Below are 15162 nucleotides of genomic sequence, written 5' to 3' on the forward strand. Positions count from 1 at the left end.
TTGTATTTACATTACCACAATAGTAGAACGTTATCCGAATTATTTGACTGGCGAATTTATTCGCTACCTAGACGGTTCGCTCGGTTTCATCTCCCAGCTAAAGAGCGTGGGAGCCTTCACCCATCGCTTGAACGGTAATCAGTCTTGAGAGGAGTGGATAGACGCAACAAAAGCGCCTCTGGTTTGGGTAGTGTGGTTGATTTTTATCTGCCTACCCTAATTTTCATGAAAACTTTACATACAGCACTGCGTTGCAGGTGTCACCCTTTACATAACTTTAGTTAGGGTATTGGATGAAAGCCAAGTTGTGAGTATTTATGTCTTGGCACAAGCAAGGAACTAACGCATGAAATGGGGTGTAGTCAAGATTTTTAGCCTTCAGGTACAATCATTCAGTCTCTACAGATAAACGAATGCATAAGTTCTGAACAAGTTTTTGTAAAACTTGCTGAAATCAAGGTAATCACACGGAATTTACCAGTAGGGATTGAGCCACTCGCAGTGATTGTATCGCTCGAAACACCACTATTCGAGACAGAAGGCAAAACCTCAACCACCTATCGCAGGAGCCTAGAGTCTATGAGTAGGCATAAGCAGTGGCAAAAGGCATGTTTCAAAGTGACAACTTGGATTTTATCTGAGATCGTCTTAAATGTGTTGGGATTGGATGATTTGGCTGACTATAGTGAATTTATTTTCGATCCAGAGGTGATCATCTCTCAGTATCATTCCGTAATTCTCGTGGCTCCACCTCACCCCCCGCAAGTTGAGCAAAACTCACTCTTTTGCCAAACTATCTGCGATCGCGTCGAATTAGTCTAGTTAATGTCAAACTCAATACAGTCTATCTGCCAATCCTGTCCTGGAATTGCTACAGCCGCCACATAATCAGGTGCTGGGGTAAGGGGATAGACAGACCAATGAGCAGCCGCGTTGGAGTCTCCAGCGATACTCAGCAGCTTAGCCGATTCTCCAGGGATGAGAGACACTTCAATCTCTGACAACCCAGCTAACCCATCACCTGTCGCCTTTAAATAAGCTTCCTTGCGTGTCCAGCCATTGAAAAAAGCGATTTGCTGCTGATCTCCACTCAGAGTCTCAATTGCGGCATATTCCCTCGGCGTAAAGAAACGTTGTGCCAGTTTCTGGGCATCGGGCATCGGACGCATATATTCTAGATCTATCCCCAGTTTCAGAGTTGGTGATAGGGCATACAAGGCTAATCCATGAGAATGAGACAGATTAAAACCAAGAGTATTATCTGGGTTGATAGTCGCTAAGGCGGGTTTACCACGGGAACTATAGTCAAACTGGATTTGATTGGGCGGTTGATTTAAATAGCGACTTAGGATTGTCCGCAAAATCCCACGACCTGCAATAAAATGGTTGCGATCGCGCTCAAAGTAAAATCGAGAAGCCCGCTGTTGTTCATCCGGGGAAAGGAGTTGTGCAAATCTCTCTATCTGTGCGATCGGTTGATTCAGATCAGCTTGCCAAACATGGATCTGTTGGGCTGACAGGACTAAGGTAGAGGGTGGAGAATGCCACAGACGTTTCCCAGTCGTCATCACTTAAACTAATCTAAAGATAAAAGGATAGCGGTAGGGTTGGTTGGGATTATCCAGAACCTTGATTAAAGCAAGAATCGGCATGATCAGACTGACTAAGCCTAAAAGAGCCAGTAACAAGAAACCAATCAAGACAACGATTAGCACGATAGAAATGCAGGCATAGATATAAAGGTTAATGTGAAAATTTAGCGCTTCTTTAGCATTTGCCTTAACAATGGGATCATTCGTCACAAACAAAATCACAATCGGGATCGCGACAGAGATAAGAGCGGAACTCAAAAATATCGATCCATGGCATAGCGCTGATAAAAGCTTGCGTTGCTCAAAGTCATAGTCATGCATATTACTCATCACTTACTCCTGAAATTAAATCGGGTTCACTAACGGGTGGTTTTTCATTGGCAGGTTTTGACTCTTCCAAGGGAGCAATTACAGTTAATCCCTGGGGAATACATTCAATGTTGACCGGAGTTGTGCCGATAATTTCCCCATCGACGACCACTTTTTGAGGAGGGTTGGTGGTTACTTTAATTTGCTCAGTCCTTACACAAATTGTATCCTCCCGACGGGCAGATCTCCGCATCAGCGCGGCACCGAGTAAATCAACGATCGCATCCACGGCTTCGATTTTGGTATTTTGGGTACTAATCGTCACCTCCAACAACCCATCATTAGCAATCACTTCCCCCATCCCCTGTGCCAACAGAGACGTTGGCGGTGCAGCATTGGCGATGGTAATTGCTCCGGCTTGACACTGACTGGTAATCCCAGCAATCTCCAATTCCGTCTCAAAAACGTTGTGTTCGTTGAGTTGTTGCATCCCTGCCAAAATATAAGCTAAGACTCCCAAGCGTTTTTTTGCTTCTCGATCTGCTCGTTCCACGGTTTCAGCTTCAAAGCCAATCCCAGCCAGCAAAATCATCGGATGCTGATTGCAACGTGCGGCATCGATAACCCGCGTCATGCCCGATAAAATCAGCTCACAGGCGGCTCGCAGATTTGTGGGAATTCCTAAAGCTACAGCAAAAGCATTAGCAGTTCCCCGGGCGATGATCCCCAAGGGAATCCCGGTGTCAATCAAAGCACCCGCAACAGCCGAGACAGTGCCATCTCCACCCGAGGCGATAATCAGATCAGCACCTGAGGCGATCGCATCTTGAGTTAACTCTACAGTCGAGCGATCGGGAGTCGTCAAGTGGATATCTAGATGAAGTTGGGGTTTTAAGAGCTGCTGAATAAGCGCCAAATCCTTCTCCGCGTTCCCTTGACCCGAAACTGGGTTAAAAATCAGGTAAGCAAAGCGATTTTTGGCAAAATTGGCGATAATTGCTTCAGCCGTGGCAAGATTAGTAGCGAGAGGGACGTTGTGAACATTACAGATGCGTAATAATGCCTGAATGTCAGGTTCATGAGGTTGAGCGTAAAGGGGATCGATGAGGAAAATCACCGCAATCACCTGACCTTGAGCCACTTCAGCCGCAATTTGGGCATCTCCGCCCACAGAACCCGATAATAGGCAATCTATCTCTAACTTACTCTGTTCTTGAATGCGTTGTCCGGTGGTTCCAGTGGCGATTAAGCGGTAACGGGAGAGAACCGATGTATATTGTTTGGCAAAGCTAGCAATATCGTTTTTTTTGCGATCGTGGGCAATTAAGGCAATGGTTGGGGGCATGATGGGATGGGAATAGTCTCATCTTAGTTTAGAGGGAATGGGGGCGGTTGGGAGCAGTCGTCTATCTTTGCCGATGTTCGCTCAGATACAGTTTCAATGACTGCCGCTTCAACGAAGTAAGCGGCAGCTTGGAAGAATACGATTCGATTTGGTTTGAAAGTCTAATCGAGGAACTATTATGCTCAGAAAAGTAATTGATACTGATTCCAACACCCGTTATGGGGTTTATTATACGGTTTATGGGTCACTCGCTGGTGATGATCAATTAGTGAGATCTTACCTCTGGGCAGGTCCTTATGATGATATGAAAACAGCCGTAAATAAAGCTCAAGAACTGAGACATTCTCATCAAGAGGATGCATCATTTATTGTGAAACCGTATGTCGGTTGAAATGGTAAGACAGTAACGTCTCACATGGCGATAATTTTTAATTATTAATTACAAAAGTGCTAATCCTCGCTGTACCGCAGGTCGCTGGTTTATCGTATCAAACCATCGCTGAAGATTGGGATAATCGGTTAAGTTTTGTCCCTGTTTTTCATGGGGAACAATCCAGGGAAAAATTGCCATATCTGCGATGGAGTAATCACCAGCAATGTACTCGCCTTGGGATAGTTGTTTATCGAGAACCCGATACAAACGAGTTGCTTCATTGGTGTAGCGATCAATGGCATAAGGGATTTTTTCTGGTGCATACTGACGAAAGTGGTGTGCTTGTCCCAGCATGAGTCCCACGCCACCCATTTGGAACATTAGCCACTGAATCACCGAATAGCGATCGCGCGGATGAGTGGGGATGAACTGTCCGGTTTTATCAGCCAGATACAGTAGAATTGCGCCAGACTCGAATAGGGATAGGGGTTGATTATCGAATCCTTGGGGGTCTGCGATCGCAGGCATTTTATTATTGGGACTTATGGTGAGAAATTCTGGCTTAAACTGATCCCCGGCGGTAATGTCAATAGGGATTAAGTTATATGGGGTTTCAGTTTCCTCCAGCATAATGCTGACTTTCCAGCCGTTGGGGGTGGGCCAATAGTAGAAATCGATGGGTTGTGTCATGGTTAACAAATTCAAAACGAATAAATGTTTGGGTTAAGGGCGAAGCATTCTTGTACCAAATTTTTGGTTGCTCCCGATCAATCTATGCACGAATGCTTCTTTGGGTTAAGGGCGAAGCATTCTTGTACCAAATTTTTGGTTGCTCCCGATCAATCTATGCACGAATGCTTCGCCCCTACAATATGTACCATATGTACCATATGTACGGTATCTACGGTATCTACGGTATCTACGATATCTAGCGTAATATCATAATAATTGTTAATGACATACCCCACAAGTATGAAATTTAATCCGGACAAGCATCACCGTCGGTCAATTCGTCTACAGAGATACGATTATACGCAACCTGGTTTTTATTTTGTCACAATCTGTACCTACCAACGGGAATATCTATTTGGCGAGATTATAGATAGTTTCATGCATCTCAATCCCACGGGTCAATTTGTCCAATCATGTTGGAACAATTTATCAAAGCATTTTCCATTCGTAGAATTAGATGCCTTTATCGTTATGCCAAATCATATACACGGAATAATTATTATCACAGACAAGAATAATGTTAATGTAGGAAATGTAGGAAATGTAGGAAATGTAGGAAATGTAGGAAATGTAGGAAATGTAGGAAATGTAGGAAATGTAGGAAATGTAGGAAATGTAGGAAATGTAGGGGTGAAGCATTCGTGCCTAGATGTATCGGATGCACATCAAACCTTGTCCAAGAATGCTTCACCCTGTCCGGATGTATCGGATAAATATTTGCCCTGTCCGGATGTATCGGATAAATATTTGCCCTATCCGGATGTATCGGATGCACATCAAACCTTGTCCAAGAATGTCTCACCTCACCTGAATGAATCAACTGCACAACCCAAGGGGACGAAATCCGGTTCTTTAGGGGCAATCATTCAAAATTTCAAATCAGTCTCAACCCGAAAAATAAATCGCATTAATGGTACTTCTGGGGCAATTATCTGGCAAACCAATTACTACGAACACATTATCCGTGACCAACGATCATTGAATCACATCCGAAACTATATAACCGAAAATCCACAACGATGGACAGAAGATATAGAAAACAGAGGTATCCAATAATATGGAAATAATATCTTTTAGTATTAATTAATTTTTCCCTTTGACCTGCGCGAGTAGACCCAACACGATCGCATCCACACCCAACCCAGAAAACTGCCTATGAAATAAGAGGGGAAATCTGACCAGGTAAAGGTATTCCCCAATACAACGCGACCCAGAAACGTTGCTCGTATTGCCTGCAAAAATGGAGGTTGCCACAGTTGCAGAAACTCCAGAATACAAGTGACAATAAATACTCCTACCGCCGTCCATCGGGGTGAAGCTTGGGGGAAGAAAAGTCCAACCAGGAGAATCCAAAAAATCTCATAGGCAAAGCTACCCAGTCGGTCATTTAGCCATTCCGGTGCAGGTGCGTAAAACCTTACCGCATACCCCAAGGGAGCAATTAGGATAATGCTGATCAGCAGGAGAATGCGATATTTCAAAATGTGATGATATTCAGTTGGTGAAGTCAGCTACAGCCATCGCGTTGACTCAGGATTAGCACTCAATTCTAGTTCTGGAAACCCATAAACTACAATGCCGGTATTGGGGTCATTGTCAATATTCACATAACCGGATTTGACTAAATCGTTCAACGTAGCTTCTACCTCCGCAAAACCTCTTCCCGTTTCCGCAACCCCCTGAGTCACGGACAATTTACCGCCTCTAAGTTCAGCCGCTTTGACTAATTGTGCAATTAACGAGTCATAGGTTAAAGTATTAGAGCCATGATAGGGCTGAACTAATGTAGGTGACCCAGAAACCGCCGCTTCCCCAGAGATGCGATCGCGCTTCCCATGCTTGAGATAATGTTCCTCTACCATTCCGGGAATTAGAAACAGGTCAACGAATTGACCGACCCCAAATAATCCCCCAGTAACAAACCACAATAACCCTGTGCCAATCTTACCATTGTAGAAACGGTGCAATCCGGCAAATCCAAACAGAAACCCGAACCACAACAAATAACTCCCTTCACGTCGATTTATATCCATTGCCAATCCTCCTCTGGGTTGGGTGTTATTACCAAAGCGCTCTCTCTAGGTCACAGGCTGCATCGGCTTAAACTCCAGCGTGATTAACTTAAAAGCTGCCGTAATTTGTCCTGTGGTTCTTTCCACGCTTTCTTTTATTATTGCCAAACTTTCAGCGAAACGTTTTGAGTGTTGAGGAAAATAAGGGCGGGTTTCACTATTATCGTTGTCACCCCAAGGTTATAGCACAAGTCAAAGGAGAGGGTGAATTCAAAGCGTTCTCTCTCTAACCCCCCTTTATACCCCCCTTTATACCCCCCTTTATACCCCCCTTTATACCCCCCTTTATACCCCCCTTTCAAAGGGGGGCAAGGGGGGATAGGGGCAAGGGGGGATAGGGGCAAGGGGGGATAGGGGCAAGAGGGGATGGGGGCAAGGGGGGATGGGGGCAAGGGGGGATGGAGAGAGGTTTATCCAGATTCCGACCAAAAGTAAGCCGCACTTTTGCCCCCCCTGCACCTCTCCATTCCTAAATTACTATTCCCACTCAATAGTTCCCGGTGGCTTAGAGGTAATATCGTAAACTACCCGATTCACGCCCTTGACTTCATTCACAATCCGATTAGAAATGAGTTCGAGTAAATCATAAGGAACTCGCGACCAATCCGCCGTCATCCCGTCCTCACTACTGACCAAACGCAGTACGATGGGATAGGCATAGGTGCGCTGATCCCCCATCACCCCAACGCTGCGAATGGGGAGTAAAACAGCAAACGCTTGCCAAAGCTCATGATAAAGTCCGTTTCGGTTAATTTCCTGGCGGACAATCAAATCCGCATCGCGCAGGATATTCAGCCGTTCTGCGGTGACTTCGCCAATAATCCGAATCGCTAATCCAGGTCCTGGGAAGGGATGACGCCGGACAATTTCTTCGGGTAAACCAATCGAACGACCAACTTTGCGGACTTCATCTTTGAAGAGTTTCCGCAAGGGTTCAACCAGCTTAAAGCGCAAGTCTTTGGGTAAACCACCGACATTATGATGACTCTTAATTTTCACCGCCACCCGTTCCCCAGTTTTGGGGTCAACGTTGGTATCCGCTGATTCAATCACATCGGGGTAAAGGGTTCCCTGAGCTAAATAGTCAAACGGACCGAGGATTTTGGATTGTTCTTCAAAGACGCGAATAAACTCATGACCAATCCGGCGACGCTTTTCTTCAGGGTCAGTAATCCCTTCGAGTCGAGCCAGGAAGCGATCGCGGGCGTTAACATATTCTACAGGAATGTGGAATTCGCCCTGAAACAGCTTCAGCAACCGTTCTGGCTCCAGTTTTCGCATGAAGCCTTGATCAATAAACATACAGGTCAATTGGTCGCCAATCGCCTTGTGCAATAAGAAGGCTAGGGTTGAGGAATCCACACCACCGGAAAGAGCGAGCAGTACCCGTTTTTCCCCCACCTTAGCGCGAATTTCACGAATGGCTTCCTCGACAAAGGCTTCCGTTGTCCAAGTCGGTTCGCAGTCGCAAATGTGGTAAACGAAATTGCGAATTAACGCGATACCGCCAACCGAATGCACCACTTCTGGGTGAAACTGAACTCCATAGAGCTTCTGCTGATGATGTGCGATCGCGGCGCAAGGGGTATTATCTGTATGGGCAAGAACTTCAAAGCCGTCTGGCAATTCCTTACAGGAATCCCCATGGCTCATCCATACAATTGAGCTTTCTTCTACGTTCGTCAATAAGTCGGTGGGATCATTAATACGCAGCGAAGCTTTGCCATACTCTCCCCGTTGAGAGCGTATCACTTTCCCACCCAGTTGCTGTACCATTAGCTGCATCCCATAGCAAACCCCCAGTACGGGAATCCCCAGACGCCAAATTTCAGGGTCACACTGGGGCGCCGCGTCATCGTAAACAGAATTCGGACCTCCAGATAAGATAATTCCTTTGGGACTCAGTTGTCGGAGTTGTTCAGCGCTGGTGCGATAGGAGATAACTTCTGAATATACCTGGGTTTCACGGATACGACGAGCGATGAGTTCCGAATATTGAGAGCCAAAGTCCAGAATCACAATCATCTGGCGATGTAATTGGTTTTGTAGAGTGGTTGTAGGTAATGTCTCTACTGGCTGAGATGCGTTTCCTGTTGGTATAGTCACTGCTTTGTCCCGTGAGCGCAATTTGAGTAAGATAAGGGTATATATCGCCGAGCAAGTCTGCTACTGATCAGCGAGAATCTATTGGTTTCAACTGATGGAGCCAAGCTTTATAGATATTCTTACTAGGTTAACATAATTGAGAAACTAACGCGGCTCCCGTTGAGCTAGTGACGATAATTTGGCGGTTGCGATCAAATAAGAGGGAACCGACTCGTACCTCTTGCTCGCTATGCTTATAAATATAGTCTTGGCAGCGTTTATCTATCGTAGACGCGATCGCACGATAAATCTGATTCACCCAATCACTCCCCTCTTTAGCGTCCAATTGCCGTAGATAGCTCAACGCCGCTTCCGTGGTGGGACTGGTAAAGACTGCCTGTAAAATCGGTGTGGGTAATCCCACTTTAGCGCAATGAGCGGTAAGAATTTCTAGGCGTCCATCGGCTAAGTGATGATGGGTATGAAAAATGCCACCCGCTAACTTTATCAGCTTACCATGATAACCAAATAATAAAATCTCTGGGATTTCTTGCAATCCCGCCGCCACTAATAACGATCCTAGCCAATTGGCTGTTTTGACTAATTGCTCTGAATTTATCCCCATTTGTCGCGCCAAATTTAAACCATTTTCTCCCACACAGAAGACTAAACAGTCGAAACATAGGGCTTTGATTTGCAGTTGTTCGCGATAAGCTTGCAGTTGATCAGGAGCGCTTAAGGGTTGAGAAATCCCTGTCGTTCCCAAAAGTGATAATCCTTCTAGCACACCAAACGCTGCATTCGATGTCCGTTGTGCCAGTTTACGTCCTTCGGGTAAAATAATTGTCACCTGAATTTTTTCATCTGGTGCCAGTAAGCGACTGAGATTTGTTTGTAATAATTTCTCAGCGTAGGCATAAATTGCCGCTTTTCCGGCTGCATTTAATTGTCGCCCAATTCCTTCACCGCCGATTATCTGTACCTGTTCTGTTTGCTCAGATTTTCCCCATTCCACAACTGCCCAAATTGGAGTATTTCGGGTTAAGTCCAGGTTATCGCCCGGATCACTGCGGGTAATCGCTAGTGCTATTCCTTGGCGAATTCCGGCGACTTGCTCAATGGTAATTTCTGCCGTTTCTTGGGGTTCAATTAAGTCTACAGATACAGTATCGAGGGGTTTAGCTTGGCGCAACCACTGCAAAGCAGCAATCGCCGAAGCACAAGCAAACACGGGTAGAGTATATCCAGATCTCATTGACATTGTAAATCATCAATTATAATCGGTCATTTGTCGGGGCTGGTTTAGGGATTCAGTCGATAGATAGGGCTTGCTGAATAAGTATTGTGGTGGGGGTAGGAAGCCGGGGAAGCAATGTAGAGACGTAGCATGCTACGTCTCTTAGCAGGGGAAGCCGGGGAAGCCGGGGATTCAAGCGATAGATAGACCCACTAATGAACAACAAAACCCGCCCTATTTCTCATTGGTCGTGTGACTATCTTGTTCATACATATAGCAAAAAGTCAATGCTAGTTTCTAAAGTTGGCGGATGGCTTTTAGTACGCGCAACACTTGCATAGAAGACTCAGCTTCCATTAAGTTTAAGAATGGCAAAAGCTGATAAGTTGGGGGATTTTCCGACTGAATATACACAAACTGATAATGCATTCCGTTTGTGGCTAATCCCCAAATCGATTCTTGATGCTCCAAATTATTATAGGTATACGTGAGTAATTGAGCTAAACCAGCTAAGGCATTAACTTGACTATTTTTACTTTCGATCACTAACACCCAAAACGATGATGTATTAGCGGTAATCTGTCGCTGTTTATTCACCGCTAGAATATCCAAGCGTCCGGTAATACTGGTATCCTCATCGTCAATAGTAATCCGGGAAATATTCTCTTCCAGGGAAATCTTGAGAGGAGAACGGTAGAAACCAGCCAACCGCAGTAAGGGAGCGATCGCCAGAAGTTTAACTTGTCCTTCTGAGACTTCTCCGTCTATCAAATAGTTATCGAAATCCTCGCGAATTTGTTCCAGTTCCTGCTGTTCAAAATCGGTTAGGGATTCCAGGGATAATAGGGGAGTAAATGAGCTATTATATCCTCGTTGAAATCCCAGAACTCGATGAACGTCTTTTAGAGATAAATCTTTAGCGTAAAGAGTTGTCATCGGCTGCTATAACTTAAGTTCTGACTCAATTATAGGTGATTGATGAAATTGTAGAGACGTTGCATGCAACGTCTCTACAAGGTTTGTTTGTGTCTTCAGATACCGAGCAAAGATTGAATTTGGTTATACCATTTATTGGTAACATTTCACCTAATATTAACCCCTCCAAACCTCCCCAGAGTAGGGGCGGGTTTAGGGATTAAATAATTCAATAGACCTGACATTGATCAACAAAACCCGCCCTTTTCTTGATCGAGGTTGAGGAATTAAATGGCTAGATCGACCCAACCCGGAACAACAAAACCCGCCTTCTTTTTAACCGCGATCGCATCATTCCTAGTCAGCCATTGATTCGCCCTCCCCAGGCGCGATCGCATCACCGACTTGACACCGCTAAAATTATGGAATAAATTTGACCGTTAAATCGGACGCACGCTCCGTGCTTCCCTACGGTTTCGTGTTACTTAAATCGGGAAACACTTCCCGCACCGCCGGATGAACTAACTGATGATTCTGGACATTCACCCCCTTCGCCAACGCTAAGTCTGACACGACAGCTTTTATCCCTTCATTGGCTAACTTGAGAACATAGGGTAACGTACTGTTATTCAAGGCTTGAGTTGAACTCCAGGGTACAGCACCGGGCATATTGGGTACGCCATAATGGACAACCCCTTCCTCTATATACGTTGGATTCGTGTGTGAGGTGGATTTCACGGTTTCAATACATCCCCCCTGATCTACCGCCACATCAACAATCACAGCCCCCGGATGCATTTGTTGCACCAATCCACGAGGGACAAGAATCGGCGCTCGACGCCCCGGAACTAATACCGCCCCAATGAGTAAATCCGCTTGGGGAACAACGGCTTCAATCTGGTCTGAATTACTGTAGAGTAGTTCAACTCTGGAACCAAACAGGGTTTCTAAGTAGGCTAGACGTTCAATATTAATATCCAAAATCTGAACGTGAGCGCCCATTCCTACCGCCATTCTTGCCGCTTCTGTCCCGACAACGCCACCACCAAGAATCACCACCTTACCAGGTCTCACCCCAGGGACACCTCCCAAAAGCACCCCGCGCCCACCTTGTTGGCGCTCCAGAAATCGAGCGCCAAATTGGACAGAAAGACGACCGGCGATAATGCTCATCGGTGTCAGCAAGGGGAGGCGGCGATCATGGAGTTCCACGGTTTCGTAGGCGATCGCACAAACACCACTATCGATTAAACACTCGGTCAACGGGCGATCCGCTGCCAAATGCAAGTATGTAAACAGTAATTGTTCTTTTTGTAAATATGAATACTCCGACTTTAGCGGTTCTTTCACCTTAACCACCAGTTCCCGATTCCACGCCTGTGCTGCTGTAGCGACAATCTTAGCGCCATTGTGCTGATAGTCTTCATCGGTAAAGCCAGCACCCTCCCCTGCTTGGGTTTCTACCCAAACCTGATGACCGGCTTCCTGTAAGACGCGAACGCTACTAGGACTCAAGCCGACTCGAAATTCTTGGTCTTTTGTCTCTTTTGGTACACCGATTTCCATCGTTTTCCTTTATATAGTGCAGTTTTCAGACGTTGTGCCATAAGGACTAAGCATATACTCCTTACGCGATCGCACAACATCGTTGTTGAAATTGGTATAACCTACCGATATACATTCTGCCCTTGCTTGTTTAAATGTTAAACTTAGTAAAGAAATATAACTAAATCATTACACCATCCTTGGCAACTATGAAACAACCCCAACCCACAACCACTCCCCAACTCGCCGAACCCAAATTTGGCTTCAATGAATATGCTGAGCGCTTGAATGGTCGAGCCGCCATGATTGGCTTTGTCTTGACACTGGGCATTGAATATGCTACAGGTCAAGGACTGCTAACTTGGCTAGGTTTGCAATAACACTCGGAGATCAACATTTGGCAGTAGGAGCATCTTACTGCCGAAAACATGGATTAAGTGGCTATATTGATTGCAACAAGTGAGTATAAATGGTAAAGAATAATAGGTTATCGGCTAATGTAGCGGTTGATCGGATAACCTAGAAGTAGATTAAGTACTTGACTGAAGTGGAATAGAGATAAATAGCAAACCGTGATGAATGCTTTAGGACCTCGATTCTGGAAGTTAGCCTACCGCAAAGAACCAATTTCTAGCTTTATTGTCACTGTTGGCGCTGTCGATGCCGTCATTGGCGGTGTCGGTGAACGTTGGTCGCTGCTAACATTCGGGTTAATGATGGTCATGTTAGCCGTTGGTTTACGCTGGTGGCAAAGTCAACGTCGCCAAGCAGAACTGGCTGAACAACCCGTAACCCATTATCTGCCAGCAAGCCCTTCCCGTCCACCCTTACCGATGCTCAGCACCAGCAAGCGCCATCCCCATCGCTGATGCTGGTTTAAAGCGAGTCGGGTGTAATTTTTTAGGGAACTACAGAAAAATAAGGGAAGGCGGATTTGCGCCGAATGACAAGCAAATTAACATTGGAGCGATTGTATAAAATTGGCGAAATTGCCAATCAAAGTGGATTATCGGTAAAAACGATTCGTTATTACGAACAGGTGGGTTTACTGACACCAACGACAACCCGTTCCGAGTCAGGTTATCGCCTGTTTAGCGAACAAACCCTGAATCGGTTAGCCTTTATTAAGCGATCGCAATCCCTCGGACTCAGCCTGAGTGAAATCCACGAAATCCTCGACGTTCACGACTCCGGTGAGTTACCCTGTGGTGCACTGAAGCAACACTTACTCCATAAAGTCGAGGACATTAACCAGCAAATTCAAGCCCTAGAACTGCTCAAGTCAGAGCTTTTAGGCTTACTCTCAGGATGGCTTGAGCAGCCGCCGCGCGATCGCATAGCTCAAACTATCTGTCCAAACATTCAATGAATGAGGAATGAGTTTTGACCCTTCACTTCGTTCAAGGGAATGGCGCGTGACCCTTCGTTTCACTCAAGGAAACCTGGTTGTGTGTAGGGGCGGGTTTTACGATTATCGTTTCTTCCCTCACCCAGATGGAACTAAACCCGCAGGTTGTGTGTAGGGGCGGGTTTTACGATTATCGTTTCTTCCCTCACCCAGATGGAAATAAACCCGCCCCATCCCAGTTTTGAGTGCGATAATTATGACAAATGACCAATAAAATAAGGGCAGTTTTGATCGGAATCATCATAGTGTGGGCGACTGTGAGCCAAATGGCAATGAGTCAGCCTTTACCTGTACCCATTGTGCCAGCCAATCCGGAAAATCCGGCTCAGCCACCGCCTCCTATACCCATCGATTCGCCAAATCCCAATAATTTATCTCCGCCTCAACCTCTCCTTTCACCGGAAGCCTGGAGAAATCCGCAACTAGTCCGCACCTTTACAGGTCATAACACAGCCATTGATTCTTTGTTCTTTAGTCTAGATGGAACAATTCTCATTAGCGGCGGTAGTGATAACGATGGCAAAATTAAATTTTGGCAGCTAGAAACAGGTCGAGAACTCGACAGCCTGCGAGCACAACGAACTTCGGTATCCGTCCTTGGCTTATCACCTGATGGAGAAACCTTGGTCAGTTCAGGTACAGATTCTGCGGTTAATCTCTGGAACTGGAGAACCGGAGACTATATCCATCAGTTTCGCGATCATACCAGCAATGTCTTGTCCCTGGCAATCACGCCAGATGGTCGCACCTTAGTAACCGGGGCTTTAGATGGAATTCGACTGTGGGATTTAACCAAACAACGTCGAATGTATACCTTGGCACGTTTTGATAACCAGACCTATGGGTTGGCGATTCACCCGGATGGAGATATTTTGGCAAGTGGTCATAAGTATGGTTCAATTAAGCTCTGGAATTTAAACACAGGGACGTCACTCAATCAGATTAGCGCCCATCGCGGTTCAGTTAATGCCTTGGCGTTTACACCTGATGGACAAACATTAGTCAGTGGTAGCTATGATCGCACGATTAAAGTCTGGAATCTTAGAACTGGACAATTAGCACAGACTCTTTCGGGACATACCGGGCGAGTGTGGGCTGTGGCGATTAACCCCGATGGTGAAACCCTAGCCAGTGCTAGTCGTGACGGGGTACGGTTATGGAATTTAAGAACCGGTGAACTGTTGGCATTACTCAGAGCCCATGAAGATTGGGTGCATTCCGTTGCCTTTAGCCCTGATGGTACAATCCTGGCTACTGGCGGATTTGATCGGCAAATCATGGTTTGGCAAATTTCGACCGTGAGTGGTGAAGAGTTGGCACAACGTTCTCAGTAGGGGCTTGGTTACCAAGCCCCTAATTGGTAACCAAGCCCCGTTTTCACTTAAAGGAAATCTAGTATAGACTAGAGGACAAAAGCATAAAAGCTTCACTTAATATAAAGCCAAATTAATCTTTGGTAAGGAAAAGCTAATCAGTCAGAGCGAATGATGCTCACCTAAGACGTGCGCGATCGCGAATCCAAGGGTCTGTTAGACAGTAAATCAATAAA

17 protein-coding genes are annotated in these 15162 nt (G+C 45.7%); 7 read left to right on the plus strand and 10 right to left on the minus strand.

The window, feature by feature from the left end; all coding sequences use genetic code 11:
• Nucleotides 1-501 precede the first annotated feature (501 nt).
• On the plus strand, nucleotides 502-822 hold the full coding sequence (locus RLO19_RS09520) for a hypothetical protein (protein WP_446355858.1): 321 nt from the start codon (nucleotides 502-504) through the stop codon (nucleotides 820-822).
• Here the strand turns inward: RLO19_RS09520 and RLO19_RS09525 are convergent.
• The 3 genes from RLO19_RS09525 to mgsA are packed head-to-tail and all read right to left on the minus strand — an operon-like array spanning nucleotide 819 to nucleotide 3246.
• Nucleotides 819-1568, minus strand: coding sequence for a 4'-phosphopantetheinyl transferase family protein (locus RLO19_RS09525; protein WP_446355860.1), 750 nt, complete (start codon nucleotides 1566-1568; stop codon nucleotides 819-821). The genes RLO19_RS09520 and RLO19_RS09525 overlap by 4 nt on opposite strands.
• Nucleotides 1569-1571: 3 nt before the next feature.
• Nucleotides 1572-1922 carry a DUF4870 domain-containing protein gene (locus RLO19_RS09530; protein ID WP_446355862.1) on the minus strand — a complete coding sequence of 117 codons (351 nt, stop codon included), beginning with the start codon at nucleotides 1920-1922 and terminating at the stop codon, nucleotides 1572-1574.
• Complete coding sequence (gene mgsA / locus RLO19_RS09535; RefSeq protein ID WP_446355864.1) at nucleotides 1915-3246, minus strand: methylglyoxal synthase; 1332 nt, start codon at nucleotides 3244-3246, stop codon at nucleotides 1915-1917. Before mgsA ends, RLO19_RS09530 begins: the two co-directional genes overlap by 8 nt.
• Nucleotides 3247-3424: 178 nt before the next feature.
• On the opposite strand from mgsA, the gene RLO19_RS09540 reads away from it, so the two are divergent.
• The gene (locus RLO19_RS09540; protein WP_446355865.1) at nucleotides 3425-3637 is read left to right on the plus strand and encodes a hypothetical protein; all 213 of its coding nucleotides are present in this window, start codon (nucleotides 3425-3427) and stop codon (nucleotides 3635-3637) included.
• Between the two features lie 48 nt (nucleotides 3638-3685).
• Here the strand turns inward: RLO19_RS09540 and RLO19_RS09545 are convergent, their stop codons facing one another.
• A complete protein-coding gene (locus RLO19_RS09545; RefSeq protein WP_446355866.1) occupies nucleotides 3686-4309 on the minus strand; it encodes a glutathione S-transferase N-terminal domain-containing protein in 624 nt (207 codons plus the stop codon).
• 264 nt (nucleotides 4310-4573) lie between these two features.
• Between RLO19_RS09545 and RLO19_RS09550 the strand changes: the two genes are divergently transcribed.
• Complete coding sequence (locus RLO19_RS09550; RefSeq protein WP_446355867.1) at nucleotides 4574-5407, plus strand: transposase; 834 nt, start codon at nucleotides 4574-4576, stop codon at nucleotides 5405-5407.
• Nucleotides 5408-5430: 23 nt separating this feature from the next.
• Here the strand turns inward: RLO19_RS09550 and RLO19_RS09555 are convergent, their stop codons facing one another.
• The 6 genes from RLO19_RS09555 to ald all read right to left on the minus strand — a co-directional run bounded on the left by RLO19_RS09555 (nucleotide 5431) and on the right by ald (nucleotide 12226).
• Nucleotides 5431-5832 (minus strand): ribosomal maturation YjgA family protein, encoded by a 402-nt coding sequence (locus tag RLO19_RS09555; RefSeq protein WP_446355868.1) that lies wholly within the window; start codon nucleotides 5830-5832, stop codon nucleotides 5431-5433.
• A gap of 30 nt (nucleotides 5833-5862) precedes the next feature.
• Complete coding sequence (locus RLO19_RS09560) at nucleotides 5863-6384, minus strand: TM2 domain-containing protein (RefSeq protein ID WP_446355870.1); 522 nt, start codon at nucleotides 6382-6384, stop codon at nucleotides 5863-5865.
• A gap of 516 nt (nucleotides 6385-6900) precedes the next feature.
• Nucleotides 6901-8529, minus strand: a complete 1629-nt coding sequence (guaA, locus tag RLO19_RS09565; RefSeq protein WP_446355872.1) for a glutamine-hydrolyzing GMP synthase — start codon at nucleotides 8527-8529, stop codon at nucleotides 6901-6903.
• Nucleotides 8530-8656: 127 nt separating this feature from the next.
• Nucleotides 8657-9769 carry a cobalt-precorrin-5B (C(1))-methyltransferase CbiD gene (cbiD, locus tag RLO19_RS09570; protein WP_446355874.1) on the minus strand — a complete coding sequence of 371 codons (1113 nt, stop codon included), beginning with the start codon at nucleotides 9767-9769 and terminating at the stop codon, nucleotides 8657-8659.
• 273 nt (nucleotides 9770-10042) lie between these two features.
• A complete protein-coding gene (locus RLO19_RS09575; protein WP_446355876.1) occupies nucleotides 10043-10681 on the minus strand; it encodes a restriction endonuclease subunit R in 639 nt (212 codons plus the stop codon).
• 447 nt (nucleotides 10682-11128) lie between these two features.
• On the minus strand, nucleotides 11129-12226 hold the full coding sequence (ald, locus tag RLO19_RS09580) for an alanine dehydrogenase (RefSeq protein WP_446355878.1): 1098 nt from the start codon (nucleotides 12224-12226) through the stop codon (nucleotides 11129-11131).
• Nucleotides 12227-12414: 188 nt separating this feature from the next.
• On the opposite strand from ald, the gene RLO19_RS09585 reads away from it, so the two are divergent.
• The 4 genes from RLO19_RS09585 (at nucleotide 12415) to RLO19_RS09600 (ending at nucleotide 14947) form a co-directional block, all read left to right on the plus strand.
• Nucleotides 12415-12585 carry a hypothetical protein gene (locus tag RLO19_RS09585; protein WP_446355879.1) on the plus strand — a complete coding sequence of 57 codons (171 nt, stop codon included), beginning with the start codon at nucleotides 12415-12417 and terminating at the stop codon, nucleotides 12583-12585.
• 195 nt (nucleotides 12586-12780) lie between these two features.
• Nucleotides 12781-13074 (plus strand): hypothetical protein, encoded by a 294-nt coding sequence (locus tag RLO19_RS09590; RefSeq protein WP_446355895.1) that lies wholly within the window; start codon nucleotides 12781-12783, stop codon nucleotides 13072-13074.
• A gap of 74 nt (nucleotides 13075-13148) precedes the next feature.
• The gene (locus RLO19_RS09595; protein ID WP_446355881.1) at nucleotides 13149-13574 is read left to right on the plus strand and encodes a heavy metal-responsive transcriptional regulator; all 426 of its coding nucleotides are present in this window, start codon (nucleotides 13149-13151) and stop codon (nucleotides 13572-13574) included.
• A gap of 242 nt (nucleotides 13575-13816) precedes the next feature.
• Nucleotides 13817-14947, plus strand: a complete 1131-nt coding sequence (locus RLO19_RS09600) for a WD40 repeat domain-containing protein (protein ID WP_446355883.1) — start codon at nucleotides 13817-13819, stop codon at nucleotides 14945-14947.
• The last annotated feature ends 215 nt before the right edge of the window (nucleotides 14948-15162 follow it).

It is taken from the genome of Coleofasciculus sp. G2-EDA-02, assembly GCF_040226375.1.
Taxonomy (GTDB): Bacteria; Cyanobacteriota; Cyanobacteriia; order Cyanobacteriales; family Coleofasciculaceae; genus Coleofasciculus.

Excerpts from the sequence above, each read along its gene's own strand:
- RLO19_RS09525 (WP_446355860.1), bottom strand. The coding sequence starts at position 1,568 with ATGACGACTGGGAAACGTCTGTGGCATTCTCCACCCTCTACCTTAGTC.
- RLO19_RS09530 (WP_446355862.1), bottom strand. The coding sequence starts at position 1,922 with ATGAGTAATATGCATGACTATGACTTTGAGCAACGCAAGCTTTTATCA.
- mgsA (WP_446355864.1), bottom strand. The coding sequence starts at position 3,246 with ATGCCCCCAACCATTGCCTTAATTGCCCACGATCGCAAAAAAAACGAT.
- RLO19_RS09540 (WP_446355865.1), top strand. The coding sequence starts at position 3,425 with ATGCTCAGAAAAGTAATTGATACTGATTCCAACACCCGTTATGGGGTT.
- RLO19_RS09545 (WP_446355866.1), bottom strand. The coding sequence starts at position 4,309 with ATGACACAACCCATCGATTTCTACTATTGGCCCACCCCCAACGGCTGG.
- RLO19_RS09550 (WP_446355867.1), top strand. The coding sequence starts at position 4,574 with ATGACATACCCCACAAGTATGAAATTTAATCCGGACAAGCATCACCGT.
- RLO19_RS09560 (WP_446355870.1), bottom strand. The coding sequence starts at position 6,384 with ATGGATATAAATCGACGTGAAGGGAGTTATTTGTTGTGGTTCGGGTTT.
- cbiD (WP_446355874.1), bottom strand. The coding sequence starts at position 9,769 with ATGTCAATGAGATCTGGATATACTCTACCCGTGTTTGCTTGTGCTTCG.
- RLO19_RS09575 (WP_446355876.1), bottom strand. The coding sequence starts at position 10,681 with ATGACAACTCTTTACGCTAAAGATTTATCTCTAAAAGACGTTCATCGA.
- ald (WP_446355878.1), bottom strand. The coding sequence starts at position 12,226 with ATGGAAATCGGTGTACCAAAAGAGACAAAAGACCAAGAATTTCGAGTC.
- RLO19_RS09585 (WP_446355879.1), top strand. The coding sequence starts at position 12,415 with ATGAAACAACCCCAACCCACAACCACTCCCCAACTCGCCGAACCCAAA.
- RLO19_RS09590 (WP_446355895.1), top strand. The coding sequence starts at position 12,781 with ATGAATGCTTTAGGACCTCGATTCTGGAAGTTAGCCTACCGCAAAGAA.
- RLO19_RS09595 (WP_446355881.1), top strand. The coding sequence starts at position 13,149 with ATGACAAGCAAATTAACATTGGAGCGATTGTATAAAATTGGCGAAATT.
- RLO19_RS09600 (WP_446355883.1), top strand. The coding sequence starts at position 13,817 with ATGACCAATAAAATAAGGGCAGTTTTGATCGGAATCATCATAGTGTGG.